Source organism: Nonomuraea sp. 10N515B, from assembly GCF_052245915.1.
Lineage (GTDB): Bacteria > Actinomycetota > Actinomycetes > Streptosporangiales > Streptosporangiaceae > Nonomuraea.
In genome coordinates, this window is record NZ_JBQQBQ010000044.1 from 28,785 (window position 1) to 48,471 (window position 19,687).

Annotated in this window: 15 protein-coding genes; 12 read left to right on the forward strand and 3 right to left on the reverse strand. The window is 69.5% G+C overall.

The window, feature by feature from the left end:
• The first annotated feature begins 2 nt into the window (after positions 1-2).
• The 5 genes from ACTWQA_RS42095 (at position 3) to ACTWQA_RS42115 (ending at position 6,909) form a co-directional block, all read left to right on the forward strand.
• On the forward strand, positions 3-2,735 hold the full coding sequence (locus tag ACTWQA_RS42095; protein WP_443164520.1) for a glycoside hydrolase family 38 N-terminal domain-containing protein: 2,733 nt from the start codon (positions 3-5) through the stop codon (positions 2,733-2,735).
• A 58-nt stretch (positions 2,736-2,793) separates the two neighbouring features.
• Positions 2,794-3,648, forward strand: coding sequence for a hypothetical protein (locus ACTWQA_RS42100; RefSeq protein WP_443164481.1), 855 nt, complete (start codon positions 2,794-2,796; stop codon positions 3,646-3,648).
• Positions 3,649-3,824: 176 nt separating this feature from the next.
• Positions 3,825-4,763 carry an agmatinase gene (gene speB, locus ACTWQA_RS42105; RefSeq protein ID WP_443164482.1) on the forward strand — a complete coding sequence of 313 codons (939 nt, stop codon included), beginning with the start codon at positions 3,825-3,827 and terminating at the stop codon, positions 4,761-4,763.
• Positions 4,760-6,271 carry a purine-cytosine permease family protein gene (locus tag ACTWQA_RS42110; protein WP_443164483.1) on the forward strand — a complete coding sequence of 504 codons (1,512 nt, stop codon included), beginning with the start codon at positions 4,760-4,762 and terminating at the stop codon, positions 6,269-6,271. Before speB ends, ACTWQA_RS42110 begins: the two co-directional genes overlap by 4 nt.
• On the forward strand, positions 6,271-6,909 hold the full coding sequence (locus tag ACTWQA_RS42115) for a cyclase family protein (RefSeq protein ID WP_443164484.1): 639 nt from the start codon (positions 6,271-6,273) through the stop codon (positions 6,907-6,909). The genes ACTWQA_RS42110 and ACTWQA_RS42115 overlap by 1 nt, the downstream gene beginning before the upstream one ends.
• On the opposite strand, the gene ACTWQA_RS42120 is transcribed toward ACTWQA_RS42115, so the two are convergent.
• Entirely contained in the window at positions 6,906-7,397 is a 492-nt protein-coding gene (locus tag ACTWQA_RS42120) for an Lrp/AsnC family transcriptional regulator (protein ID WP_327584758.1), read from the reverse strand. The genes ACTWQA_RS42115 and ACTWQA_RS42120 overlap by 4 nt on opposite strands.
• 202 nt (positions 7,398-7,599) lie before the next feature.
• Between ACTWQA_RS42120 and ACTWQA_RS42125 the strand changes: the two genes are divergently transcribed.
• The 7 genes from ACTWQA_RS42125 to ACTWQA_RS42155 are packed head-to-tail and all read left to right on the forward strand — an operon-like array spanning position 7,600 to position 15,326.
• Positions 7,600-9,033 (forward strand): gamma-aminobutyraldehyde dehydrogenase, encoded by a 1,434-nt coding sequence (locus ACTWQA_RS42125; RefSeq protein WP_443164485.1) that lies wholly within the window; start codon positions 7,600-7,602, stop codon positions 9,031-9,033.
• Between the two features lie 6 nt (positions 9,034-9,039).
• On the forward strand, positions 9,040-10,104 hold the full coding sequence (locus ACTWQA_RS42130) for an ABC transporter ATP-binding protein (RefSeq protein WP_443164486.1): 1,065 nt from the start codon (positions 9,040-9,042) through the stop codon (positions 10,102-10,104).
• Positions 10,105-10,113: 9 nt separating this feature from the next.
• On the forward strand, positions 10,114-11,310 hold the full coding sequence (locus ACTWQA_RS42135; protein WP_443164487.1) for a polyamine ABC transporter substrate-binding protein: 1,197 nt from the start codon (positions 10,114-10,116) through the stop codon (positions 11,308-11,310).
• 3 nt (positions 11,311-11,313) lie between these two features.
• A complete protein-coding gene (locus ACTWQA_RS42140; protein ID WP_305918182.1) occupies positions 11,314-12,165 on the forward strand; it encodes an ABC transporter permease in 852 nt (283 codons plus the stop codon).
• A complete protein-coding gene (locus tag ACTWQA_RS42145) occupies positions 12,162-12,947 on the forward strand; it encodes an ABC transporter permease (protein ID WP_443164488.1) in 786 nt (261 codons plus the stop codon). The genes ACTWQA_RS42140 and ACTWQA_RS42145 overlap by 4 nt, the downstream gene beginning before the upstream one ends.
• A 25-nt stretch (positions 12,948-12,972) precedes the next feature.
• Positions 12,973-14,367 (forward strand): NAD(P)/FAD-dependent oxidoreductase, encoded by a 1,395-nt coding sequence (locus ACTWQA_RS42150; protein WP_443164489.1) that lies wholly within the window; start codon positions 12,973-12,975, stop codon positions 14,365-14,367.
• Between the two features lie 59 nt (positions 14,368-14,426).
• Positions 14,427-15,326, forward strand: coding sequence for a serine hydrolase (locus ACTWQA_RS42155; protein WP_443164521.1), 900 nt, complete (start codon positions 14,427-14,429; stop codon positions 15,324-15,326).
• Between the two features lies 1 nt (position 15,327).
• On the opposite strand, the gene ACTWQA_RS42160 is transcribed toward ACTWQA_RS42155, so the two are convergent.
• Entirely contained in the window at positions 15,328-16,833 is a 1,506-nt protein-coding gene (locus ACTWQA_RS42160) for a DHA2 family efflux MFS transporter permease subunit (RefSeq protein ID WP_443164490.1), read from the reverse strand.
• Between the two features lie 34 nt (positions 16,834-16,867).
• Entirely contained in the window at positions 16,868-19,687 is a 2,820-nt protein-coding gene (locus ACTWQA_RS42165) for a BTAD domain-containing putative transcriptional regulator (protein ID WP_443164491.1), read from the reverse strand.

Genomic DNA, 19,687 nt, shown 5'->3' on the forward strand with positions numbered 1-19,687 from the left:
GCATGGAGATCGTCGTCGTACCGCACACGCACTGGGACCGGGAGTGGTACGAGCCGTTCCAGCGTTTCCGGCTGCGCCTGGTGGCGCTGCTGGACGAGGTGCTCGACACGATGGAGCGCGAGCCCGGCTACCACTTCACCCTCGACGGGCAGCTGGCCTGCGTGGACGACTACCTGGAGGTGCGGCCGGAGAACCGCGACCGCATCGCCGCGCTGGTCGAGTCGGGGCGGCTGGCGATCGGGCCGTGGCAGATCCTGCTGGACGAGTTCCTGTGCTCGGGCGAGAACATCGTCCGCAACCTCGAGCTCGGCATGGACCGGGCCGACAAGCTCGGCGGGTCCATGCCGGTCGGCTACCTGCCTGACATGTTCGGGCACACGGCGCAGATGCCGCAGATCCTGCGTAAGGCCGGGCTGTCGCACGCCTGCGTTTACCGCGGTGTGCCGTCCTCCGTCACCACCGACGCCTTCGCCTGGGTCGCCCCGGACGGCACGGCGCTGCGGACCCAATACCTGCCGGTGGGCGGGTACGGCAACGGCGCCCACCTCTTCTCCGACGCCGAGGGGCTGACCGGGCGTGCGGCCGAGTTCGTCACGACGATGCGGGAGTGGCACGGGCCCGAGGGTGCGCTGCTGGCCATGTACGGCACCGACCACTCCGCGCCCGTGCGCGGCCTGCCGGAGATGGTGAAGGCGATCGGCGCCCGCATGGACACCCTGTCCGGCTATATCGGGAAATATCCAGGTGAAGTAGACGGGTTGCCGCGGGTGCACGGGGAGCTGCGCTCCCACGCCCGGGCCAACATCCTCCCCGGCGTCATCTCCATCCGCCCCCACCTCAAGCAGGCCATGGGCCGCGCCGAGCGCATGGTGGAGCGGTACGCCGAGCCGCTGGCCGCGCTCTGGGGCGGCGAATGGCCGGGGCGCTTCCTCGACATGGCGTGGTGGCGGCTGGTGGACGCCAGCGGGCACGACTCGGTGACCGGGTGCGGCGTGGACGAGACCGCCCAGCAGGTGGCCGCCCGCATCGCCGAGGCCGAGCACCTCGGGCAGGCCGTCCGCGACATGGTGACCGCCCGGCTGGCGGCCGCCGTGCCGTCGGACGGCGTGCTCGTCGTCAACCCCACGCCCGGCGTACGCAGCGGCATCGTGATCGTGGACGTGGCCGGCACCGACCCGCTCGTGGACCCCTCGGGCGCACCGGTGCCGGTGCAGCCGCTCGACTACGCGCCCACGCTGCTGCTCGACGCGGAAATGGACCCCGCCACGGCGCTGACGTTCATCCACGGGACCGAGCTGTACGGGCAGCACATCACCGGCTGGGCGGTCAAGGGCGGCACCCTGACGTTCACGGTGGCGCGCGAGAGCTCGGTCGTCATCGACGTGGCCGACCTGCGCGACGCACTCGAGGGCGTGACCCGCGTGCGCATCCTCGCCGAGCCCAGGCGTACGGTCGCGGCCATGGTGGAGGCGCCGCCGCTGGGCCACACCAGCCTCCGGACCCGGCCGCACGAGCAGGTGTTCAACCCGCCGGTGCCGTCCGGCGGGCTGCCCAACGTCGAGCACCACCGGTCCTGCTGGATGGGCTCGGACTCCGCGACCCTGCTGGTGCGCGGGGACGAGGAGGTGCTGGACAACGGGCTGCTGCGGGTCACGATCAACCGTGACGGCACGCTGACCCTGGTCGGCCAGGACGGCACGACCGTGACCGGCGCGGGGCGCATCGTGGACGGCGGCGACGTCGGTGACACCTACAACCACGCGCCTCCACTGGCCGACCTGATCGTGTCCGAGCCGTTGTCGGTCGAGGTGGAGCTGGTCTGGTCGGGGCCGCTGGTGGCGGCGGTGGACGTGCGGCGTACGTACGCGTGGCCGGCCGCCGGCGACGCCCTTGACGGCGCGCCCGAGGCTCCGGCCGGCTCGCGGACGACCCGTACCGAGGAGATCCTCCTCACGACCCGGGTCGAGCTCCGGGCCGGCGAGCCGTTCGTCCGCCTCCACGTCACCTTCGACAACCGCTGCGCCGACCACCGGGTCCGGCTGCACATCCCGCTGCCTGCCGCGGCCACCGAGTCGCACGCCGAGGGCCAGTTCGCCGTCGTCACCCGCGGCCTGACCGCCGAGGGCGGCTGCGGTGAGACGCCCCTGCCCACCTTCCCCGCCTCGTCGTGGGTGGCGGCCGGCGGGGTGGCGGCGCTGCTGGAGCACGTGACGGAGTACGAGCTGGTGGACGGGGAGCTGGCGCTGACCTTGTTGCGCTCGGTCGGCTACCTGTCCCGCAATCGCAACGCCTTCCGCCCCGAACCGGCCGGTCCTCAGCTGCCGACCCCGGCGGCGCAGTCGCGGGGCGTCCGGTCGGTGAGCCTAGCGCTGATGCCGTACCAGGAGTCCTGGGGCGAGGTAGTACCGCACGCGGAGGCCTTCCGCCATGACCTGGTGGTGGTGCCGGGGGCCGGCGATCGCGCCCTTCCGCTGCCGGCGCCTGCGGCCGGGCTGTCGGTGACAGGGGACGGCGTGGTGATGACCTCGCTGAGGATGCGTGATGAGTGGCGGGAACTCCGCGTGGTCGCTCTGACTCCCAACGACACGGAAGCCGTAATTTCGGGCAACCTTCTGCAAGCCCGACATGCTGATCTGCGAGGGCGTCCGGGCGAATCAGTGCACGTCGAAGGCGGTGAGGTGCGGCTTCCCCTGAAGGCGTGGGAAATCGCGACCATCCAAATTCGTCAACTCTAGGTAATGGCTCGAACGCATGTAGTAATGTCACGGCATGGTTACGGCGCAACATGAGGCGTTGAACAAGGTCGCGACTTTCGATCTTGGATACACCAGGGACATGCTGCGGGCGCTGTTCGATCTGCCGATACCGGAGTCGGGTGAGGTGCACTACGCCTCGCCCGACTTCTCGGAGGCGGATCCGGCCGCGTGTCGGGCAGATGGTGCGGTGCTCTTCAGGAATGGAGAGGAGAAATTCGGCGTCATTCTCGAGACGCAACGCGCCCGGGACAAAGACAAGATCTACGCGTGGCTGGAGTACATCGCGAACTTCCGGGCGCGTGAGAAATGTCCGGTCTGTCTGATCGTCATCTGTCCCAGGCGCAGGGTGGCTCGATGGGCGCTCCGAGCCATCGAGACCGGTCACCCCGAGCTGAGACTGATCCCCTTGGTCATCTACTCGGACAACACACCTGTCATCACCGACGTCGCCCAGGCCTTGGAAAACATCGGGCTGGCGATCATGTCGGCTGTCACGAAGAGCGAAGACCCCCAGATCAACGCGATCATCGCGGCGGTGGAGCAGGCTCTGTACCGCATCGACCCAGGGAAGGCCTGGCGGTACGCTCGGTATATCAGCATGTCACTCTATGGAACCGCGCAGAAAGAGTGGGAGCGTAGAATGTCGACGATGACGTATCCGTATCAGGGCGAGTACGCCGAGAGTCTCCTGGCCGAGGGCGAGGCGCGAGGCAAGGCTCGGGGCGAGGCTCAGGGCGAGGCCAAGGCCGTGCTCTACGTCCTCGAGGATCGCGGGTTGGTGGTGTCCGACCAGGTCCGCGAGCGCGTCATGGCCTGCCAGGACGAAGCCATCCTGCGTGCCTGGCTACGGCGAGCGATCGTCGTCGAGTCCGCGAAGGCACTCTTTGACTGAGTCGCACCGTGCCCTGGCCTGAGAAACGACGAAATCGGTAGGCCGACACCCCTAGAAGCAGCATCTCTCACCCCTCAACACACCTTGCCGCCTTGTGGTCAGCCACAACACACACCGTCATACTTCAGGTGACCTCCAATTGCCCCAGGTCAGAAGCATGACGAACACTGGCCGACATGACTATCGGCCCCGTCGACTCCTCCAAGGTCCCGCGCTTTGCGGGGCCCGCCACCTTCGCCCGCCTGCCCCGCCTCGACCAAGTGGAGCGGGCGGACGTCGCTGTTGTGGGGGTGCCCTTCGACGCCGGCGTGTCCTACCGGCCTGGCGCCAGGTTCGGGCCCGCGGCGGTCAGGGAGGCTTCCCGGTTGCTGCGGCCGTACCATCCGGCGCTTGACGTCTCGCCGTTCGAGCACGTGCAGGTGGCCGACGCTGGGGACATCGCGGCCAATCCCTTCGACATCGGTGCCGCCATTGAGGCGATCGAGGGGGCGGCCGAGGGCATCGACGCGAAGCTCGTCACCATCGGTGGGGATCACACGATCGCGCTGCCGCTGCTGCGGGCCGCCGCCAGGAAGCACGGGCCGGTTGCGTTGCTGCACTTCGATGCGCATCTCGACACGTGGGACACCTACTTCGGCGCCGAGTACACGCACGGGACGCCGTTCCGGCGGGCCGTGGAGGAAGGGCTGCTCGACACCGAGGCCGTCAGTCACGTCGGGATCCGGGGGCCGTTGTACGGCAAGAAGGACCTCCAGGAGGATCGGCGGCTCGGCTTCGGGATCGTGACCGCGGCCGATGTGCTGCGGCGCGGGCTGGACGAGGTGATCGACGCGTTGCGGCAGCGGGTCGGCGAGCGGCCGCTGTACGTCTCCGTCGACATCGACGTGCTCGATCCCGCGCACGCCCCGGGGACGGGGACTCCTGAGGCGGGCGGGCTCACCAGCCGGGAACTGTTGGAGATCCTGCGTGGCCTGGCCGGTTGCGACCTGGTCGGGGCTGATGTGGTCGAGGTGGCGCCGGCCTACGACCATGCGGAGATCACCTCCATTGCCGCCTCCCACGTGGCGTACGACCTCGTCAGTTTGCTAGCGATGCAGGAGAAGAAGCAGACATGAGCGGCATCACCGAGATCGAGACCTACGGGGTCGAGCGCATCCCCGACGCCGACCGCACCGCGCGCCCGCTTGATCTGTTCAGGGTGGCGTTCGGCGGTGCGAACACCTTCGCCACCTGCGTGCTCGGGGCCTTCCCCATTTTGTTCGGCCTGTCGTTCTGGCAGGGGCTGGCGGCCACCGTGCTCGGGCTGGTGGTGGGGGCCCTGATCCTGGCGCCGCTGTCGTTGTTCGGGCCGCTCAACGGGACCAACAACGCCGTCTCCTCGTCGGCCCACCTGGGCGTGCACGGGCGGATCGTGGGCTCGTTCCTGTCGCTGCTGACCGCGATCGCGTTCTTCTCGATCTCGGTGTGGTCGTCGGGGGACGCCTTGGTGGGTGGCGCGCACCGGCTGGCCGGGCTGCCCGACACCGACCTGTCCTATGGCGTCGCGTACGGGATCTTCGCGGTGCTCGTGCTCGTCGTCTGCGTGTACGGCTTCAGGTTCATGCTGTTCGTCAACAAGATCGCGGTTGCGGCGGCGTCGCTGCTGTTCGTGCTGGGGGTCTTCGCCTTCGCCGGCGACTTCGACCCGTCCTACCCCGGCACGCTCCCGGTGGGCGATCCGCTGTTCTTGCCGTCGTTCATCGGCGCGGCGTTGATCGTGTTGTCGAATCCCGTGTCGTTCGGCGCGTTCCTTGGTGACTGGTCCCGCTACATCCCGGCGAACACGCCGCGCTCGCGGGTGACGGCCGCCGCGTTCCTGTCGCAGATCGCCACCATCCTGCCGTTCTTCTTCGGCCTGGCGACGGCGTCGATCATCGCGACCAAGGCCGCCGAATACGTGGACCCGGCCGCGCCCAACTATGTCGGCGGCCTGCTGGCGGTCTCGCCGGGCTGGTATTTCGTGCCGGTCTGTCTCATCGCGCTCATCGGCGGCATGTCCACGGGAACCACTTCCCTCTACGGCACCGGGCTCGACTTCTCCAGCGTCTTCCCCCGGTTCTCGCGCGTGCAGGCGACCGTGTTCATCGGCACGCTGTCGATCGTGTTCATCTTCGTCGGGCGGTTCGCCGCGAACCTCACCCAGAGCATCTCGACGTTCGCGACCCTGATCATCACGTGCACGGCGCCCTGGATGGTGATCATGATGCTGGGGTATGTGACTCGGCGTGGCTGGTACGACCCCGAGGCCCTCCAGGTCTTCAACCGGCGCCAGCGCGGCGGCCGCTACTGGTTCACGCACGGCTGGAACTGGCGCGGGCTGTCGGCATGGCTGGTGTCCGCGGGTCTGGCGCTGATGTTCGTGAACCTGCCCGGGCAGTTCGTCGGGCCGCTCGGCGATCTGGCGGGCGGGGTGGACGTCTCGCTGCCGGTCGGCCTGGCCGTGGCGGGCCTGCTCTACCTGGTGCTGCTGGCCGCCTTCCCCGAGCCGCGTGAGGTCTACGGCCCTGAGGGGCCGCGCCTGGTCCGCGTGGCCGACACGCCGGTGCTGCCCATCGTGGACGCGGCGACCGAGCCGGTGACGTGATGGAGCTTGTCGACCTGTCTGTCCCGATCGAGGAGGGCATGCCCGTCTATCCGGGCGATCCCGAGGTCTCCGTCGGCCCGGCGCTCACCGTGGCGCGGGACGGGGTCAACGTGCTGGAGCTGCACCTGGGCTCCCAATCGGGCACGCATGTGGATGCCCCCTTCCACGTCGACGACTCGCTGCCGACGCTGGACGACCTGCCGCTGGAGCGCTTCTACGGGCCCGCCGTCGTGGTGGATGCCACCGGCCTCGCGCCGCGCTCGCCGATCGGGGCGGGGGCCTTCCAGAACGTCGAGGGTCCGATCGTGCTCGTCGCCACCGGGTGGTCGGCGTACTGGGGGACGGACGCCTACCAGGGGCATCCGTTCCTCACCGAGGAGGCCGCGGCGCGGCTCGTCGAGCGCGGGGTCAGGACGGTGGGGATCGACGCGCTGAGCGTGGATCCCACGCCGGCTAAGGACTTCCCGGCGCACCGGGTGTTGTGCGGCGCGCACGCCGTCATCACCGAGAACCTGACCGGTCTGGAGCGGCTCCTGGACGCGCAGGCACGCGGCAGGCCGATCGAGGTTTCCCTGCTGCCGATCCGGCTCGCGGGAGCGGACGGGGCGCCCGTCCGGGCCGTCGCGAGGGTCGGTTAGCGGGTGCCCCAGGAGTAGGTCTGCTTACGCAGCTTCAAGTACACGAACGACTCCGTGGCCCGCACGGCGGGAATGGCGCGGATCTTGCTGAGGATCTCCAGCAGGTGCCCGTCGCCCTCGCACACCACCTCGACGATGACGTCGAAGGAACCGGCCGTGAGGACCACGTAGTCGATCTCCTCGATGGCCGCCAGCTCGTCCGCCACCGACTCCAGGTCGCCCTCGATGTTGACCCCGATCATCGCCTGCCGGGGGAAACCCAGCGTGAGGGGGTCGGTGACCGCGACGATCTGCATGACGCCGGCGTCCTGGAGGCGCTGCACGCGCTGGCGTACCGCGGCTTCGGACAGGCCGACCGCCTTGCCGATGGCCGCGTACGGCATGCGCCCGTCACGCTGGAGTTGCTCGATGATCTGTTTGGACAGATCGTCGAGCACGACGGGGGCAGCGCTCGGGTTGTCGCGGCGTACGCGGGGCGGCGTGGTCATCGAGAGGAGTCCTCCTAGCGGTCCGGCGTTTCGGGGGCGTTCCCGCTTGGTTGCCGTCCTGGTGCGACATGTTGTCAGTTCCAGGCAGTCTGTCAAGCGAATTCGTAGCAATTTGATATCTTCACCACGAAATCCCTTGTCCGGATGCTTTCACTCTGTAAGAGTCGCGGCATCTCAGCCACCTCACGAGGAGGTCAGTACGTTGACCACCCGTCTGCAGAACTACATCAACGGTGAGTTCGTGGACGCCAAGAGCGGCCGCTTCTCCGACATCATCGACCCGTGCACGGGCGAGGCCTACATTCAGGCCCCGATCTCCGGCCAGGAAGACGTCGACGCCGCCTTCGCCGCCGCGGCAGCCGCGTTCGACTCGTGGGGCAGGACCACTCCGGGTGAGCGGGCCAACCTGCTGCTCAAGGTCGCCGACGCGATCGACGCGCGGGCCGACGAGATCAACGAGGCCGAGTGCCGCAACACCGGCAAGCCGCGCGCCCGCATGGCCGAGGACGAGACGCCGGTGGCGTCCGACCACTTCCGCTTCTTCGCGGGTGCGGCCCGCACGCTCGAGGGCCCCACGGCCGGAGAGTTCCTCGCCGAGCACACCAGCGTCATCAGGCACGAGCCGATCGGCGTGATCGGCCAGGTCACGCCGTGGAATTACCCGATGATGATGGCGGTGTGGAAGATCGCCCCGGCCCTCGCGGCCGGCAACACGGTCGTGCTCAAGCCGTCCGACACCACCCCGGCCTCCACGCTCAAGCTCGCCGAGATCCTCGGTGAGGTGCTGCCCGCGGGGGTCTTCAACGTCGTCACCGGCGACCGCGAGACCGGAGCGCTCGTGGTGAGCCACCCGACGGCCTCCATGGTCGCGATCACCGGCTCGGTCGGCGCCGGCATGTCCGTGGCCAAGAGCGCCGCCGACGACCTCAAGCGGGTGCACCTGGAGCTCGGCGGCAAGGCGCCGGTCGTGGTCTTCGAGGACGTCAAGGACCTGCGCAAGGCCGCCGCCGACATCGCCACCGCGGGCCTCTACAACGCCGGGCAGGACTGCACCGCCGCCTGCCGGGTGCTCGTGCACGAGAGCGTGCACGACGAGTTCGTGGCCGCGCTGACCGAGGCGGCCGCCGGCACCGTGACCGGTGACCTGGACAACGAGGACGCGTTGTACGGGCCGCTCAACAACGAGAACCAGCTGGCCAAGGTCCAGGGCTTCATCGAGCGGGTCCCCGCCCACGCCAAGGTCCTCACCGGCGGTCAGCGGGTCGGCGACAAGGGCTACTTCTTCGCCCCGACCATCGTGGACGGGCTCAAGCAGGACGACGAGATGGTGCAGAACGAGGTCTTCGGGCCCGTGATCACCGTGCAGACGTTCGCCGACGAGGCCGACGCCCTCGCCAAGGCCAACGACGTCAAGTACGGCCTGAGCGGCTCGGTCTGGACCTCCGACCACGGCCGCGCGATGCGCATGTCCAACCGGCTGGACTTCGGTGTGGTCTGGGTCAACACCCACATCCCGTTCGTGTCGGAGATGCCGCACGGCGGCTTCAAGCACTCCGGCTACGGCAAGGACCTGTCGGTCTTCGGCCTGCACGACTACACCAGGGTCAAGCACGTCATGCACTACATCGGTGAATAGGCGACGATGACCACCAGTGCCATTGAGCTAGAGAACGTCGTCAAGGAATACCTCTCGCACGGCGAGGTGGTCCAGGCGGTCAAGGGTGTCTCGCTGGACATCGCCGAGGGGGAGTTCTTCTCCCTCCTCGGCCCGTCCGGCTGCGGCAAGACCACGACCATGCGGATGATCGCCGGCTTCGAGGCCCCGTCGAAGGGCCTGGTGAAGCTGCTCGGCCAGGACGTCACGAACGTCCCGCCGAACAAGCGCGACGTCAACATGGTCTTCCAGTCCTACGCGCTCTTCCCGCATATGAGCGTCTGGGACAACGTGGCCTTCGGCCTCAAGCAGCGCAAGACGCCGCAGGAGGAGATCAAGCGGCGGGTCGGCGAGATGCTGGAGATCGTCGACCTGACCGGCCGGGAGAAGCGCCGGCCGCGCGAGATGTCCGGCGGCCAGCAGCAGCGGGTGGCACTGGCCAGGGCTTTGGTCAACCGGCCGCGGGCGCTGCTGCTGGACGAGCCGCTCGGGGCGCTCGACCTCAAGCTGCGCCAGGCCATGCAGATCGAGCTCAAGCGCATCCAGCGCGAGGTCGGCATCACGTTCGTGTACGTCACGCACGACCAGAACGAGGCGCTCACCATGAGCGACCGCATCGCCGTCATGAACGACGGCCTGGTCGAGCAGCTCGCCGGGCCGCGCGAGATCTACGAGCGGCCCGCGACCTCGTTCGTGGCCGGCTTCATCGGCACCTCCAACCTGCTGGCGGGGACGGCCACCGGTGGCGAGCTGAAGATCGCCGGCGGGCGGGTGCTGGTGCCCGGTCGTGAGGGCGACGTGACGGTGACCGTGCGGCCAGAGAAGATCACCATCGGCACGGAGCAGCCCGTGAACGGCGTGAGCTCCGTCCGCGGCACCGTGGCCGAGGTCGTCTACCTGGGCACTTACAACAGCTACGCGGTGAGTCTCGCTGACGGGGCCGAGATCACCGTGTTTCAGCAAAATGCGCATGACGCCACGGCCACGGCGGAGCGGGGCGACTCCGTGTGGCTGTCGTGGCAGGCGCAGCACTCGTACGTGATTGGAAGTTGATAGCACCTCATGAACCCCCGTCTCCGCACCCGTCGTGACGCCTTCAGGATCGCCGGCTTCTCCGCCGCCGGGCTCGCCCTCGCCGCCTGCGGCGTGCAGGGGCAGAAGGCCGCACCGCCCAAGGCCGACGCCGTCCAGGACTTCTGGTCCAAGCAGACCAAGCACGGCAAGGTCGTCTTCGCCAACTGGCCCGAGTACATGCCCGAGGACCAGGCCCCGCTGAAGAAGTTCCAGCAGGCCACCGGCATCTCGTACGAGTACAAAGAGGTCATCCAGGAGAACGCCGAGTTCTTCGGCAAGTCCGAGCCCGTGCTGCGCGCCGGGCAGTCGCTGGGCTACGACATCGTCGTCATGACCAACGGCATCCAGCTCCAGAACATGCTCCAGCTGGGCTACGTGCTGCCGCTCGACCACTCCAAGCTGCCGAACTTCGCGGCCAACGCGGGCCAGAAGTACAAGGAACGGTCCTACGATCCGGGCAACAAGTACACGATTCCGTACACGTCCGGTGTGACCGGGATCGCGTACAACACCGAGCACGTCAAGGAAGACATCACCAGCATCCAGTCGTTGTTCGATCCCAAGTACAAGGGGCGGGTCGGCATGATGGCCGACGCCCAGGAGATCGGGAACTTCGGGATGTTCGCGCTGGGCATCGACCCGGAGAAGTCGACCGAGGCAGACTGGCGCAAGGCCGGGGACAAGCTCAAGGAGCAGCGCGACGCCGGAATTGTCCGGAAATATTACGACCAGAGCTACATCGATGCCGTGTCCAAGGGCGACGTCTGGCTGACCATGGCCTGGTCGGGCGACGTCTTCCAGCGCCAGCTCGCCGGCGAGCCCGTCAAGTTCGTGGTGCCCGAGGAGGGCGGCACGATCTGGACCGACAACATGCTCATCCCCAAGGGCGCCGCCAACCCGGTGGACGCGCTCATGCTCATGGACTACCTCTACCAGCCGGCCGTGGCCGCCGAGCTGGATGAGTTCATCCAGTACGTGACCCCGGTCCCGGCGGTGCAGGACCTGCTCAGGGAGAAGGCCAAGACGGCCAAGGGCGAGGACAAGAAGGCGCTGGAGGACATGGTCGACAGCCCGCTCATGTTCCCGACCGAGGCCGACTACGCCAAGCTGCGCGGCTACACGCCGCTGACCAGCCAGACGCAGCAGGTCTTCAACCCGATCTTCCAGTCCATCACGCAGGCGTAGCGGATGCGGCGGCTCACCCCCTACCTGCTGGCGTTGCCGAGCTGGATGTGGCTGGCGATCTTCCTGGTCGTGCCCATGGTGGCGATGGCGTCGGTGTCGTTGCAGACCGGCAACGCCATCGACGGCTTCGCCATGACGTTCAGCTTCTCCAACTACGGCGACGCCATCGGCAGGTACAGCACCCAGCTGGTCCGCTCGCTCTTCTACGGCGCGATGGCGACGGCGGCCATGCTGGTCATCGGGTATCCGGTGGCGTACTGGATCGCGTTCAAGGGCGGCCGGCGCAAGTCCGTCTACCTGTTCCTGATCCTGCTGCCGTTCTTCGTGTCGTTCGTGCTGCGGACGATCTCGTGGAACTTCCTGCTGGCCGACAACGGCATCCTGTTCGGCACGCTGAAGGACTGGGGGCTGCTGCCCGACGACTTCCACGTGCTGGCCACGACGTTCGCGGTGGTGGGTGGGCTGACGTACAACTTCCTGCCGTTCATGATCCTGCCGATCTACGTGTCGCTCGAACGCGTGGACCCGCGGGTGGTGGAGGCGGCGCAGGACCTGTACGCCACCCGCACGGGGGCGTTCCGGCGGGTGGTGCTGCCGCTGTCGTTGCCGGGGGTGTTCGCCGGGGTGTTGATGACCTTTGTGCCCGCCACGGCAGACCCGATCAACGCCGCCATCCTGGGCGGGACCTCCAACACGATGATCGGCAACATCATCCAGACCGAATACCTGACCAACCTGAACTACCCGACCGCTTCGGCGCTGTCGTTCACGTTGATGGCGGTGCTTCTCGTGGGCATCTTCATCTACGCCAGGGCGCTCGGCACGGAGAACGTCCTCGAGGCGGCCGCGCGATGAGAGGCACCAGGCTCGGGGACAAGCTGCTCCACGTCTACACGTGGCTGGTCATCATCTGGCTGTCGTCGCCGATCGCCGTGATGATCCTGTTCGGGTTCAACGACAAGAAGAGCAAGTCCAACACCACGTGGCAGGGCTTCACGCTGCGCTGGTACGGCGAGCTCTTCGACATCTCCGACCTGACCGTGGCCCTGCGGAACTCGCTGGTCATCGCGGCCGTCAGCACGATCATCACGGTCGTGATCGGCACCATGCTCGGGCTGGCGCTGGGCCGGCACCGCTTCCGCGGCAAGGGGGTCACGAACTTCCTCATCTTCGCCGCGATCTCCACGCCCGAGCTGGTCATGGGCGCGTCGCTGCTGTCGCTCTTCGTCTCGGGGAACGTGCCGCGTGACGCGAACACGATCATCATGGCGCACGTGTTGTTCTCGCTGTCGTTCGTGGTGGTGACCGTGCGGGCGCGCATCGTCACCCTCGACCCGTCGCTGGAGGAGGCCGCCAGGGATCTCGGGGCCACGGCGTGGGGGACGTTCCGGCAGGTGACGCTGCCTGCGATCATGCCCGGCGTGCTCGCCGGGGCCATGTTGTCGTTCGCGCTGTCCATCGACGACTACGTGGTCACGAGCTTCGTCAACGGCTCGACCATCACGTTCCCGCTGTGGATCGTCGGCGCGGTGAAGACGGGAATCCCACCGCAGGTCAACGTCATGGGTACGCTGATCTTCGGCATCGGGGTGCTGATCGCGATCGGTAACGCGGTCGCGGCGAGGCGCCGTACCTGAGATTTTCCGTAGGGATGTGGGATTTGTGGATCCGCTGAAGGCGCTTGCTGACGCGGAGCGCAAGCCGTACTGGCTGGACAGCCCGGCCAGACCCGAGCCGCAACCGCGGCTCGACCAGAACACCAGCGCCGACCTCGTCGTGGTCGGCGGCGGCTTCTCAGGGCTCTGGACCGCCCTGATGGCCAAGGAACGCGACCCGTCGCTGGACGTGGTCCTGCTCGAAGGGCGCAGGATCGGCTGGGCGGCCACCGGCCGCAACGGCGGGTTCTGCATGGCGACGCTCACCCACGGCCTGGCCAACGGGCTGGAGCGGTGGCCGGACGAGATCGACCGGCTGGAACGCATGGGGGTGGACAACCTCGACGAGATCGAGGGCACGCTGGAGCGTCACGGCATCGACTGCTCCTTCGAACGCACCGGCGAGCTGCACGTGGCCACCGAGCCGTGGCAGCTCGACGGGCTCAACGAGCACCTGGACCTGATCTCCGAGCTCGAGCTCGACTACCTGCCGCTCGACCAGGACCAGGTGCGGGCCGAGGTCGACTCGCCGACTTACCTGGGCGGGCTCTGGGAGCGCAGCGGCTGCGCCATGCTGGACCCGGCTCGGCTGGCGTGGGGGCTGCGGGAGGCGTGCCTGCGGCTCGGCGTCCGCGTGCACGAGCGCAGCCCGGTCCGCTCGCTGCACGACGACGGCACGAAGATCACGCTGCGCACCCCCTACGGAGCCGTCACCGCGCCAAAGGTCGCGCTGGGCACCGGCGTCTTCCCGCCGCTGCTGCGGCGGCTCAAGCACTTCGTGGTCCCCGTGTACGACTACGCGCTCATGACCGAGCCGCTGACCGACGCGCAGCTCGCGCTGGTGGGCTGGCGCAACCGGCAGGGCGTCGGCGACTCCGCCAACCGGTTCCACTACTACCGGCTCACCGACGACAACCGCATCCTGTGGGGCGGCTACGACGCCGTCTACTACAACGGCGGCCTGGTAAAACCGGAGTACGACCAGCGCGACGAGACGTTCGTCACGCTCGCGCGGCACTTCTACGACACCTTCCCCCAGCTCGCCGAGGTGCGCTTCACCCACCGGTGGGGCGGCGTGATCGACACCTGCAGCCGGTTCAGCGCCTTCTACGGCCAGGCGCACGGCGGACGGCTGGTCTACGCCATCGGCTACACCGGCATGGGCGTCGGGGCCACGCGCTTCGGCGCGAACGTCATGCTCGACCTGCTGGCCGGCGAGCGTACCGAGCGGACCGAGCTGCGGATGGTCAAGGAGAAGCCGATCCCGTTCCCGCCCGAGCCGATGCGGTCGGGGGTCATCCAGTTCACCCGATGGTCGATCGCCCAGGCCGACCAGCACCAGGGCAAGCGCAATCTGTGGTTGCGCGCGCTCGACCGGATGGGGCTGGGATTCGACTCGTGACCTGAGGGCAGGAGACCGCCGACCCCCGATGAGAGCTCGGGGGTTTGCGTGTGCGTGTGATGTGGCTGGCCGGCGCCGGGCTGGCGCTCGTGGCGGCGTGTGGGGCCCAGCGGGCGCCGACGGTGCCCGCCGTCGCGAGGGCTCCGGTCAAGGCAGCGCGCTGTGTACTGAAATTTCCGGATATGCGGGCGGGCGCCGCCGCCCGCGCCCGGCTCGTCCGTGACATCTCCCGGTATCTGAGCCACCGCCCGGGCCGGGTCGTCTTCGCGGCGCAGGACCTCGTCACCGGGATCACACTGGGGCGAGGAGCGCACCAGCACGACATGATCACCGCGAGTGGCGCCAAGGTCGACATCCTGGCGGCGCTGCTGGCGGCCCGCTCCGGCGGGCTGGACGAGGGCGAGCGCGATCTGGCCGACCGCATGATCAGGGAGAGCGACAACGGCGCCGCGGACGCGTTGTGGTCGCGGGCCGGCGGAGGCGGCGCCCTGAGCGCCTTCTACGGCCGGGTGGGACTGCGGGAGACCACGCCGGGGCCGAGCCACTTCTGGGGCGGCACCACCACCAGCCCGGCCGACCGCATCCGCCTGCTGAAGGCGCTGATCCGCGGGGGCAAGGGACTGAGCAAGGCGGATCGGCGGCTGGTGCTCGGGCTGATGCAGCGGGTCCAGAAGGACCAGGCGTGGGGCGTCAGCGCCGCCGCCCGCCCCGGGGACCGGGTGGCGCTGAAGAACGGGTGGACGCCGCGGCCGTTCAGGAACAACACGTGGGCCGTCACCAGCTACGGCCGCGTCGTGGGAGCCGGCCGGGACCTGCTGCTGTCGGTGCAGACGGACGGGCAGCCGGGGGAGGGCACGGGCATCGAGACCATCGAAGGGGTGGCCAGGATGATCGGCGCCCGCCTCGACGCCCTCGTCCCGAGCACCACCCGGCCCTGCCCGACCAATCCCGTTCTCTGAGTCACGCGCGGGCCAGGACCTCCTCGGGAATCTCCTTCGGCACGCCGCGCAGCCCCACCAGCGCCAGCAGCGCGACCACGGCCAGCAGGGCCGCCGTGACCAGCGCGGTGACCTGCAGTCCCTCGATGAACGCCGTCTGCGCGGCCCGCATGAGCTGTCCGGCCTGCTCGGCAGGCAGCTGCGCGGCCGTGCCCACCGCCCCGGCGATCGACTCCCTGGCGCCCTCGCCGGGAACCCCGGCAGGCAACTCCAGGTTGGCGCGGTAGGCGCTGTTCAGCACGGTGCCCAGGATCGCGATGCCGAGCGCCCCGCCCAGCTCGAACGCCGTCTCCGACACCGCGGCCGCGGCCCCCGCACGCTGCCTGGGTGCGGTGGCCAGCACGTTGTCGTTGTTGACGGTGAAGGCGAACCCGATGCCGATGCCGCCGATCACCATGACGGGCAGCAGCGCCAGGTAGTTCAGCTCGGTGCCGAGCGTGCTGTAGTAGAGGAACGCGCCCGCGTTCATGGCCAGGCCAAGGGCGACCACGCCGTTCCTGCCGATGCGGGGGATCAGCTGGGCGGCCAGCACCCCGCCGATCGCGCCGCTGAGGCCGCCTGGCAGCTGGGCCAGCCCCGCCTGCAGCGGCGACCAGCCGAGCACGAGCTGCAGATACCAGGCGAACATCAACATCATGGCGGACATCGCGAAGATCGCCAGCAGGTTCGTGACGATGGACGCGGTGAACGCCCTGCGGGCGAAGAGCCGCACGTCGATCAGCGGCTCGGCCAGCCGCGTCTGCCGCCAGGCGAACAAGGCCAGCAGCGCCACCCCGCCCACGCCCGCCACGAGCACGTCGGCGTGTTCGATGCCCTTGTGGGCGGCCTCCTTGATCGCGTAGACGACCGACACCACGCCGGCGAACGACAGGACGACGCTGAGGAGGTCCAGCCGGCCCGCGTCCGGGTTGCGGGACTCGGGCAACACCAGGATGCCGCCGGCCAGCACCAGCAGCATGATCGGCACGTTGATCAGGAACACCGAGCCCCACCAGAAGTGGTCGAGCAGCAGCCCGCCGACGACGGGGCCCACGGCGAAGCCCGCGGCGCTCATGCCGCTCCAGATCCCGACGGCCGTCGTGCGCTCAGCGGGCTCGGTGAACACATTCCTGACGATCGACAGAGTGGAGGGCATGATCGTGGCGCCGGCCACGCCGAGCAGGGCTCTGGCCGCGATCAGCAGCTCGGCGTTGGGCGCGTACGCGGTCACGACCGAGGCCGCGCCGAACGCCGCCGCGCCGATCAGCAGCAGGCGCTTGCGGCCGATGCGGTCGCCGAGGTTGCCCATGGTGATGAGCAGGCCGGCGAGCGCGAAACCGTAGACGTCGCCGATCCAGAGTAGTTGCGTGGAGCTCGCGCCAAGGTCGGTCACCAGCCTCGGCAGGGCCAGGTGCAGGACGGTGAGGTCGAGCGACAACAGCAGGGTGGCCAGGCACGCGATCGCCAGGCACGACCATTTGCTTCTCATGGCGCCACTGTCCTGCGGGCGCCTGACCGCCCGCCTACCGTTCGCTGACCATCCTGCTGACCTCGCTCAGCGCGGCGTCGATGCGGACGCGGGTCTCCGCGGCGCTGTACCAGTCCTCCGGGCATTCGTCGCGGGCCTGGGTCAGCACGGCCCGCGCCTCCGCCAGATCCCCGCGGGCCAGCGCCACCTCGCCCAGGCCGAGATGGGCCCACGCGATGGTCTCCACGGACCCGTTCATCCGCGACAGATCGGCCGCGAGCCCGTAGTCGTCCCGTGCCCGCGCCGGGTCGCCCAGTCCCTGCAGGGCGTCGCCGCGCCGGCACAGAGCCTCGGCGATCTCGGTCTTGGCGCTCAGCTCGCGGGCAATCGTGAGTGCCTCGTCGGCCAGCGCGTACGCCGTCGAGTGGTCACGCTGCTCCTGGTAAAGCTGGCCGAGCCCGGACAGCGCCAGCACGGTGCCCCAGCGCTCGCCGATCGCCTTGAACGCGGCCAGGCCCAGATGGAAATGGGCCACCGCTTCCTCCATCCGGCCGAGGCTCTGCAGCACGAACGCCGCGCCGGTGCAGCCCAGCGCCGCCTGCCAGGGCGGGAGCGTGCGAGAGTTAAGCGTGATCTCCTCGTAGGCCATTTGGAAGTCGTCGGGCGGCCCGGTGTACATCGACAACATCATCATGAGGAACTCGACCCGCGCCGGCAGATGATTCCACTCCAGCAGGCCTCTGGCCACCGCCACCAGGTCACGCAGCTCGTCCTCCATCCCTCCCCGCCAGGCGGCGACGAGCACGCACATGACGTACTCCTCGTCCAGACCCTCGGGACAGGTGGCGGCGAGCCGGATCACCAGCGCGCTCGCGAGAGCGGCGCTCGTGACGCGGTCGCCGCGCAGGTACCAGTAGCAGGCGGCGTGGGCCACCAGCCGCAGCGCCGTCTCCACCTGCCCCGACTCGGTCGCCCAGCGCACCGCCGCGTTGACGTCGTCGCTCTCCTCGTCCAGCCGGGCCAGCCACTCCATCTGCTCGCGGGTCCGCAGCCGCGCGTCGGCCGCCTCGACCAGGTCCAGGTAGTAAGCGGCGTGGGCGTCACGCATCGCGCCCACTTCGCCGGATTCGGCCAGGTGCTCGGCGCAGTACGCCCGGATCGTCTCCAGCATCCGGTAACGCCCGCCGACCACCTCCACCAGCGACTTCTCCGCCAGCGAGAACAGCACCTCCTCCGGCAGCCCGCACACCCGCTCGGCCGCCTCCGGCCGCGCGCCGCCCACGAACACGCTCAGCCGCCTGGCCAGCCGCTGCTCGCTCTCGTCCAGCAGGTCCCAGCTCCACGCCACGACCGCGCGCAGCGTCTGGTGCCGGGGCAGCGCCGCCCGGCTGCCGCGTGTCAACAGCCTGAACCGGTCGTCCAGCCGGGCCGCCACGTCGGACACCGACAACGTACGCAGCCGCGCGGCGGCCAGCTCGATGGCCAGCGGCAGCCCGTCGAGCGCCCGGCAGATGCGCACCACCTGCGCGGCGTTGTCCGCGTGCACGGCGAAGCCCGGCTGGACGGCGGCGGCCCGGTCGGCGAACAGCCGGACGGCCGGGTAGTCCAGCGGGTCGTCCACCTCGGGCGGCGGCAGCCGCAGCGGCGCCACGGGCAGGATGGACTCGCCGGTGATGCCGAGCGCCTCCCGCCCGGTCGCCAGCACCCGCAGCCCGGGGCACGAGGCGAGCAGCAGGTCGGTCAGCTCGGCGGTGGCCGCGATGAGGTGCTCGCAGTTGTCCAGGACGAGCAGCAGCTTGCGGTCGGCGAGCGCGGTGACCAGCCGGGTGACCGGGTCCACGGCAGGACGGTCGGGCGTGTGCAGGAGGGAGTCGCGGATGTCGAGTGCGGCCAGCACGGCCCTGGGCACGTCCGCGTCGTCGGTGACCGGCGCGAGCGGCACGAAGCAGACGTCGCCCGGCTCCTGCTCGGCCGCTTCGATCGCGAGTCTGGTCTTGCCCGCGCCACCCGGACCGATCAAAGTGACGAGCCGGCCGCTCTGTAACCTCTCGCCGACGAGCGCCAGGTCTTCGGCACGGCCGACGAAGCTGGTGAGCTGGGCCCGCAGCCCCTGCCGCTGGGTGGCCGTCCTGGCCGCGGGGGCGCCGAGCGCCGGATCGGCCCGCAGCACGGCCAGGTGCGCGGCGGCCAGCTCCGCCCCGGGCTCGATGCCCAGCTCCTCGTCCAGGATCTTCCTGGCCTCGTCGTAGACGGTCAGCGCCTCGGCCTGCCGGCCGCTGCCGTACAGGGCGCGCATGAGCTGGGCCCGCGGTCGCTCGCGCAGCGGATGGGCGGCGATGAGCTGGCTCAGCTCGGCGACCAGCTCCCGGTGCCTGCCCAGGTCGAGATCGGCCTGGACGCGGTCTTCCGTGGCGGCCAGCCGCAGCTCCTCCAGTGCGGTCGCGGCGGCCTCGGCGTAAGGGGCGTCGGTCAGCGGAGCGCCGCGCCACAGTTCCAGTGCCTCGCGCAGCAGCGCGGCCGCCCGTGCCGGGTCGCCGCCCTCCAGCGCCTGCCTGCCCGCCTGCGCGAGCTGCTCGAACCGCCGCGCGTCCACGTCCTGCGGGTCGGCGACCAGCCGGTATCCGGCCGGGTGGAACTCCACCAGGTCCCGCCCCAGCGCCCTGCGCAGCCTGGACACCTGCGACTGCAGCGCGTTGGCCACGCCCTCGGGGGGACGGGCGCCATAGATGCCGTCAACGAGCTGCTCCGCGCCGACGATGCGCCCGGCGTGCAGGGCGAGCAGCGTGAGCAGGGCCCGCACCCGGGGCCCGCCGAGCGCGACGGGTTCGCCGTCCTCGCCCAGCGCGGTGGTGGGCCCGAGGATCTGGAAGCGCAT

What these genes read in the sequence shown, in the direction of transcription:
- ACTWQA_RS42095 (WP_443164520.1), top strand. Translation starts at nt 3, where the DNA reads ATGGAGATCGTCGTCGTACCGCACACGCACTGGGACCGGGAGTGGTAC.
- speB (WP_443164482.1), top strand. Translation starts at nt 3,825, where the DNA reads ATGACTATCGGCCCCGTCGACTCCTCCAAGGTCCCGCGCTTTGCGGGG.
- ACTWQA_RS42110 (WP_443164483.1), top strand. Translation starts at nt 4,760, where the DNA reads ATGAGCGGCATCACCGAGATCGAGACCTACGGGGTCGAGCGCATCCCC.
- ACTWQA_RS42115 (WP_443164484.1), top strand. Translation starts at nt 6,271, where the DNA reads ATGGAGCTTGTCGACCTGTCTGTCCCGATCGAGGAGGGCATGCCCGTC.
- ACTWQA_RS42120 (WP_327584758.1), bottom strand. Translation starts at nt 7,397, where the DNA reads ATGACCACGCCGCCCCGCGTACGCCGCGACAACCCGAGCGCTGCCCCC.
- ACTWQA_RS42130 (WP_443164486.1), top strand. Translation starts at nt 9,040, where the DNA reads ATGACCACCAGTGCCATTGAGCTAGAGAACGTCGTCAAGGAATACCTC.
- ACTWQA_RS42135 (WP_443164487.1), top strand. Translation starts at nt 10,114, where the DNA reads ATGAACCCCCGTCTCCGCACCCGTCGTGACGCCTTCAGGATCGCCGGC.
- ACTWQA_RS42140 (WP_305918182.1), top strand. Translation starts at nt 11,314, where the DNA reads ATGCGGCGGCTCACCCCCTACCTGCTGGCGTTGCCGAGCTGGATGTGG.
- ACTWQA_RS42145 (WP_443164488.1), top strand. Translation starts at nt 12,162, where the DNA reads ATGAGAGGCACCAGGCTCGGGGACAAGCTGCTCCACGTCTACACGTGG.
- ACTWQA_RS42155 (WP_443164521.1), top strand. Translation starts at nt 14,427, where the DNA reads ATGTGGCTGGCCGGCGCCGGGCTGGCGCTCGTGGCGGCGTGTGGGGCC.
- ACTWQA_RS42160 (WP_443164490.1), bottom strand. Translation starts at nt 16,833, where the DNA reads ATGAGAAGCAAATGGTCGTGCCTGGCGATCGCGTGCCTGGCCACCCTG.
- ACTWQA_RS42165 (WP_443164491.1), bottom strand. Translation starts at nt 19,687, where the DNA reads ATGCGCTTCCAGATCCTCGGGCCCACCACCGCGCTGGGCGAGGACGGC.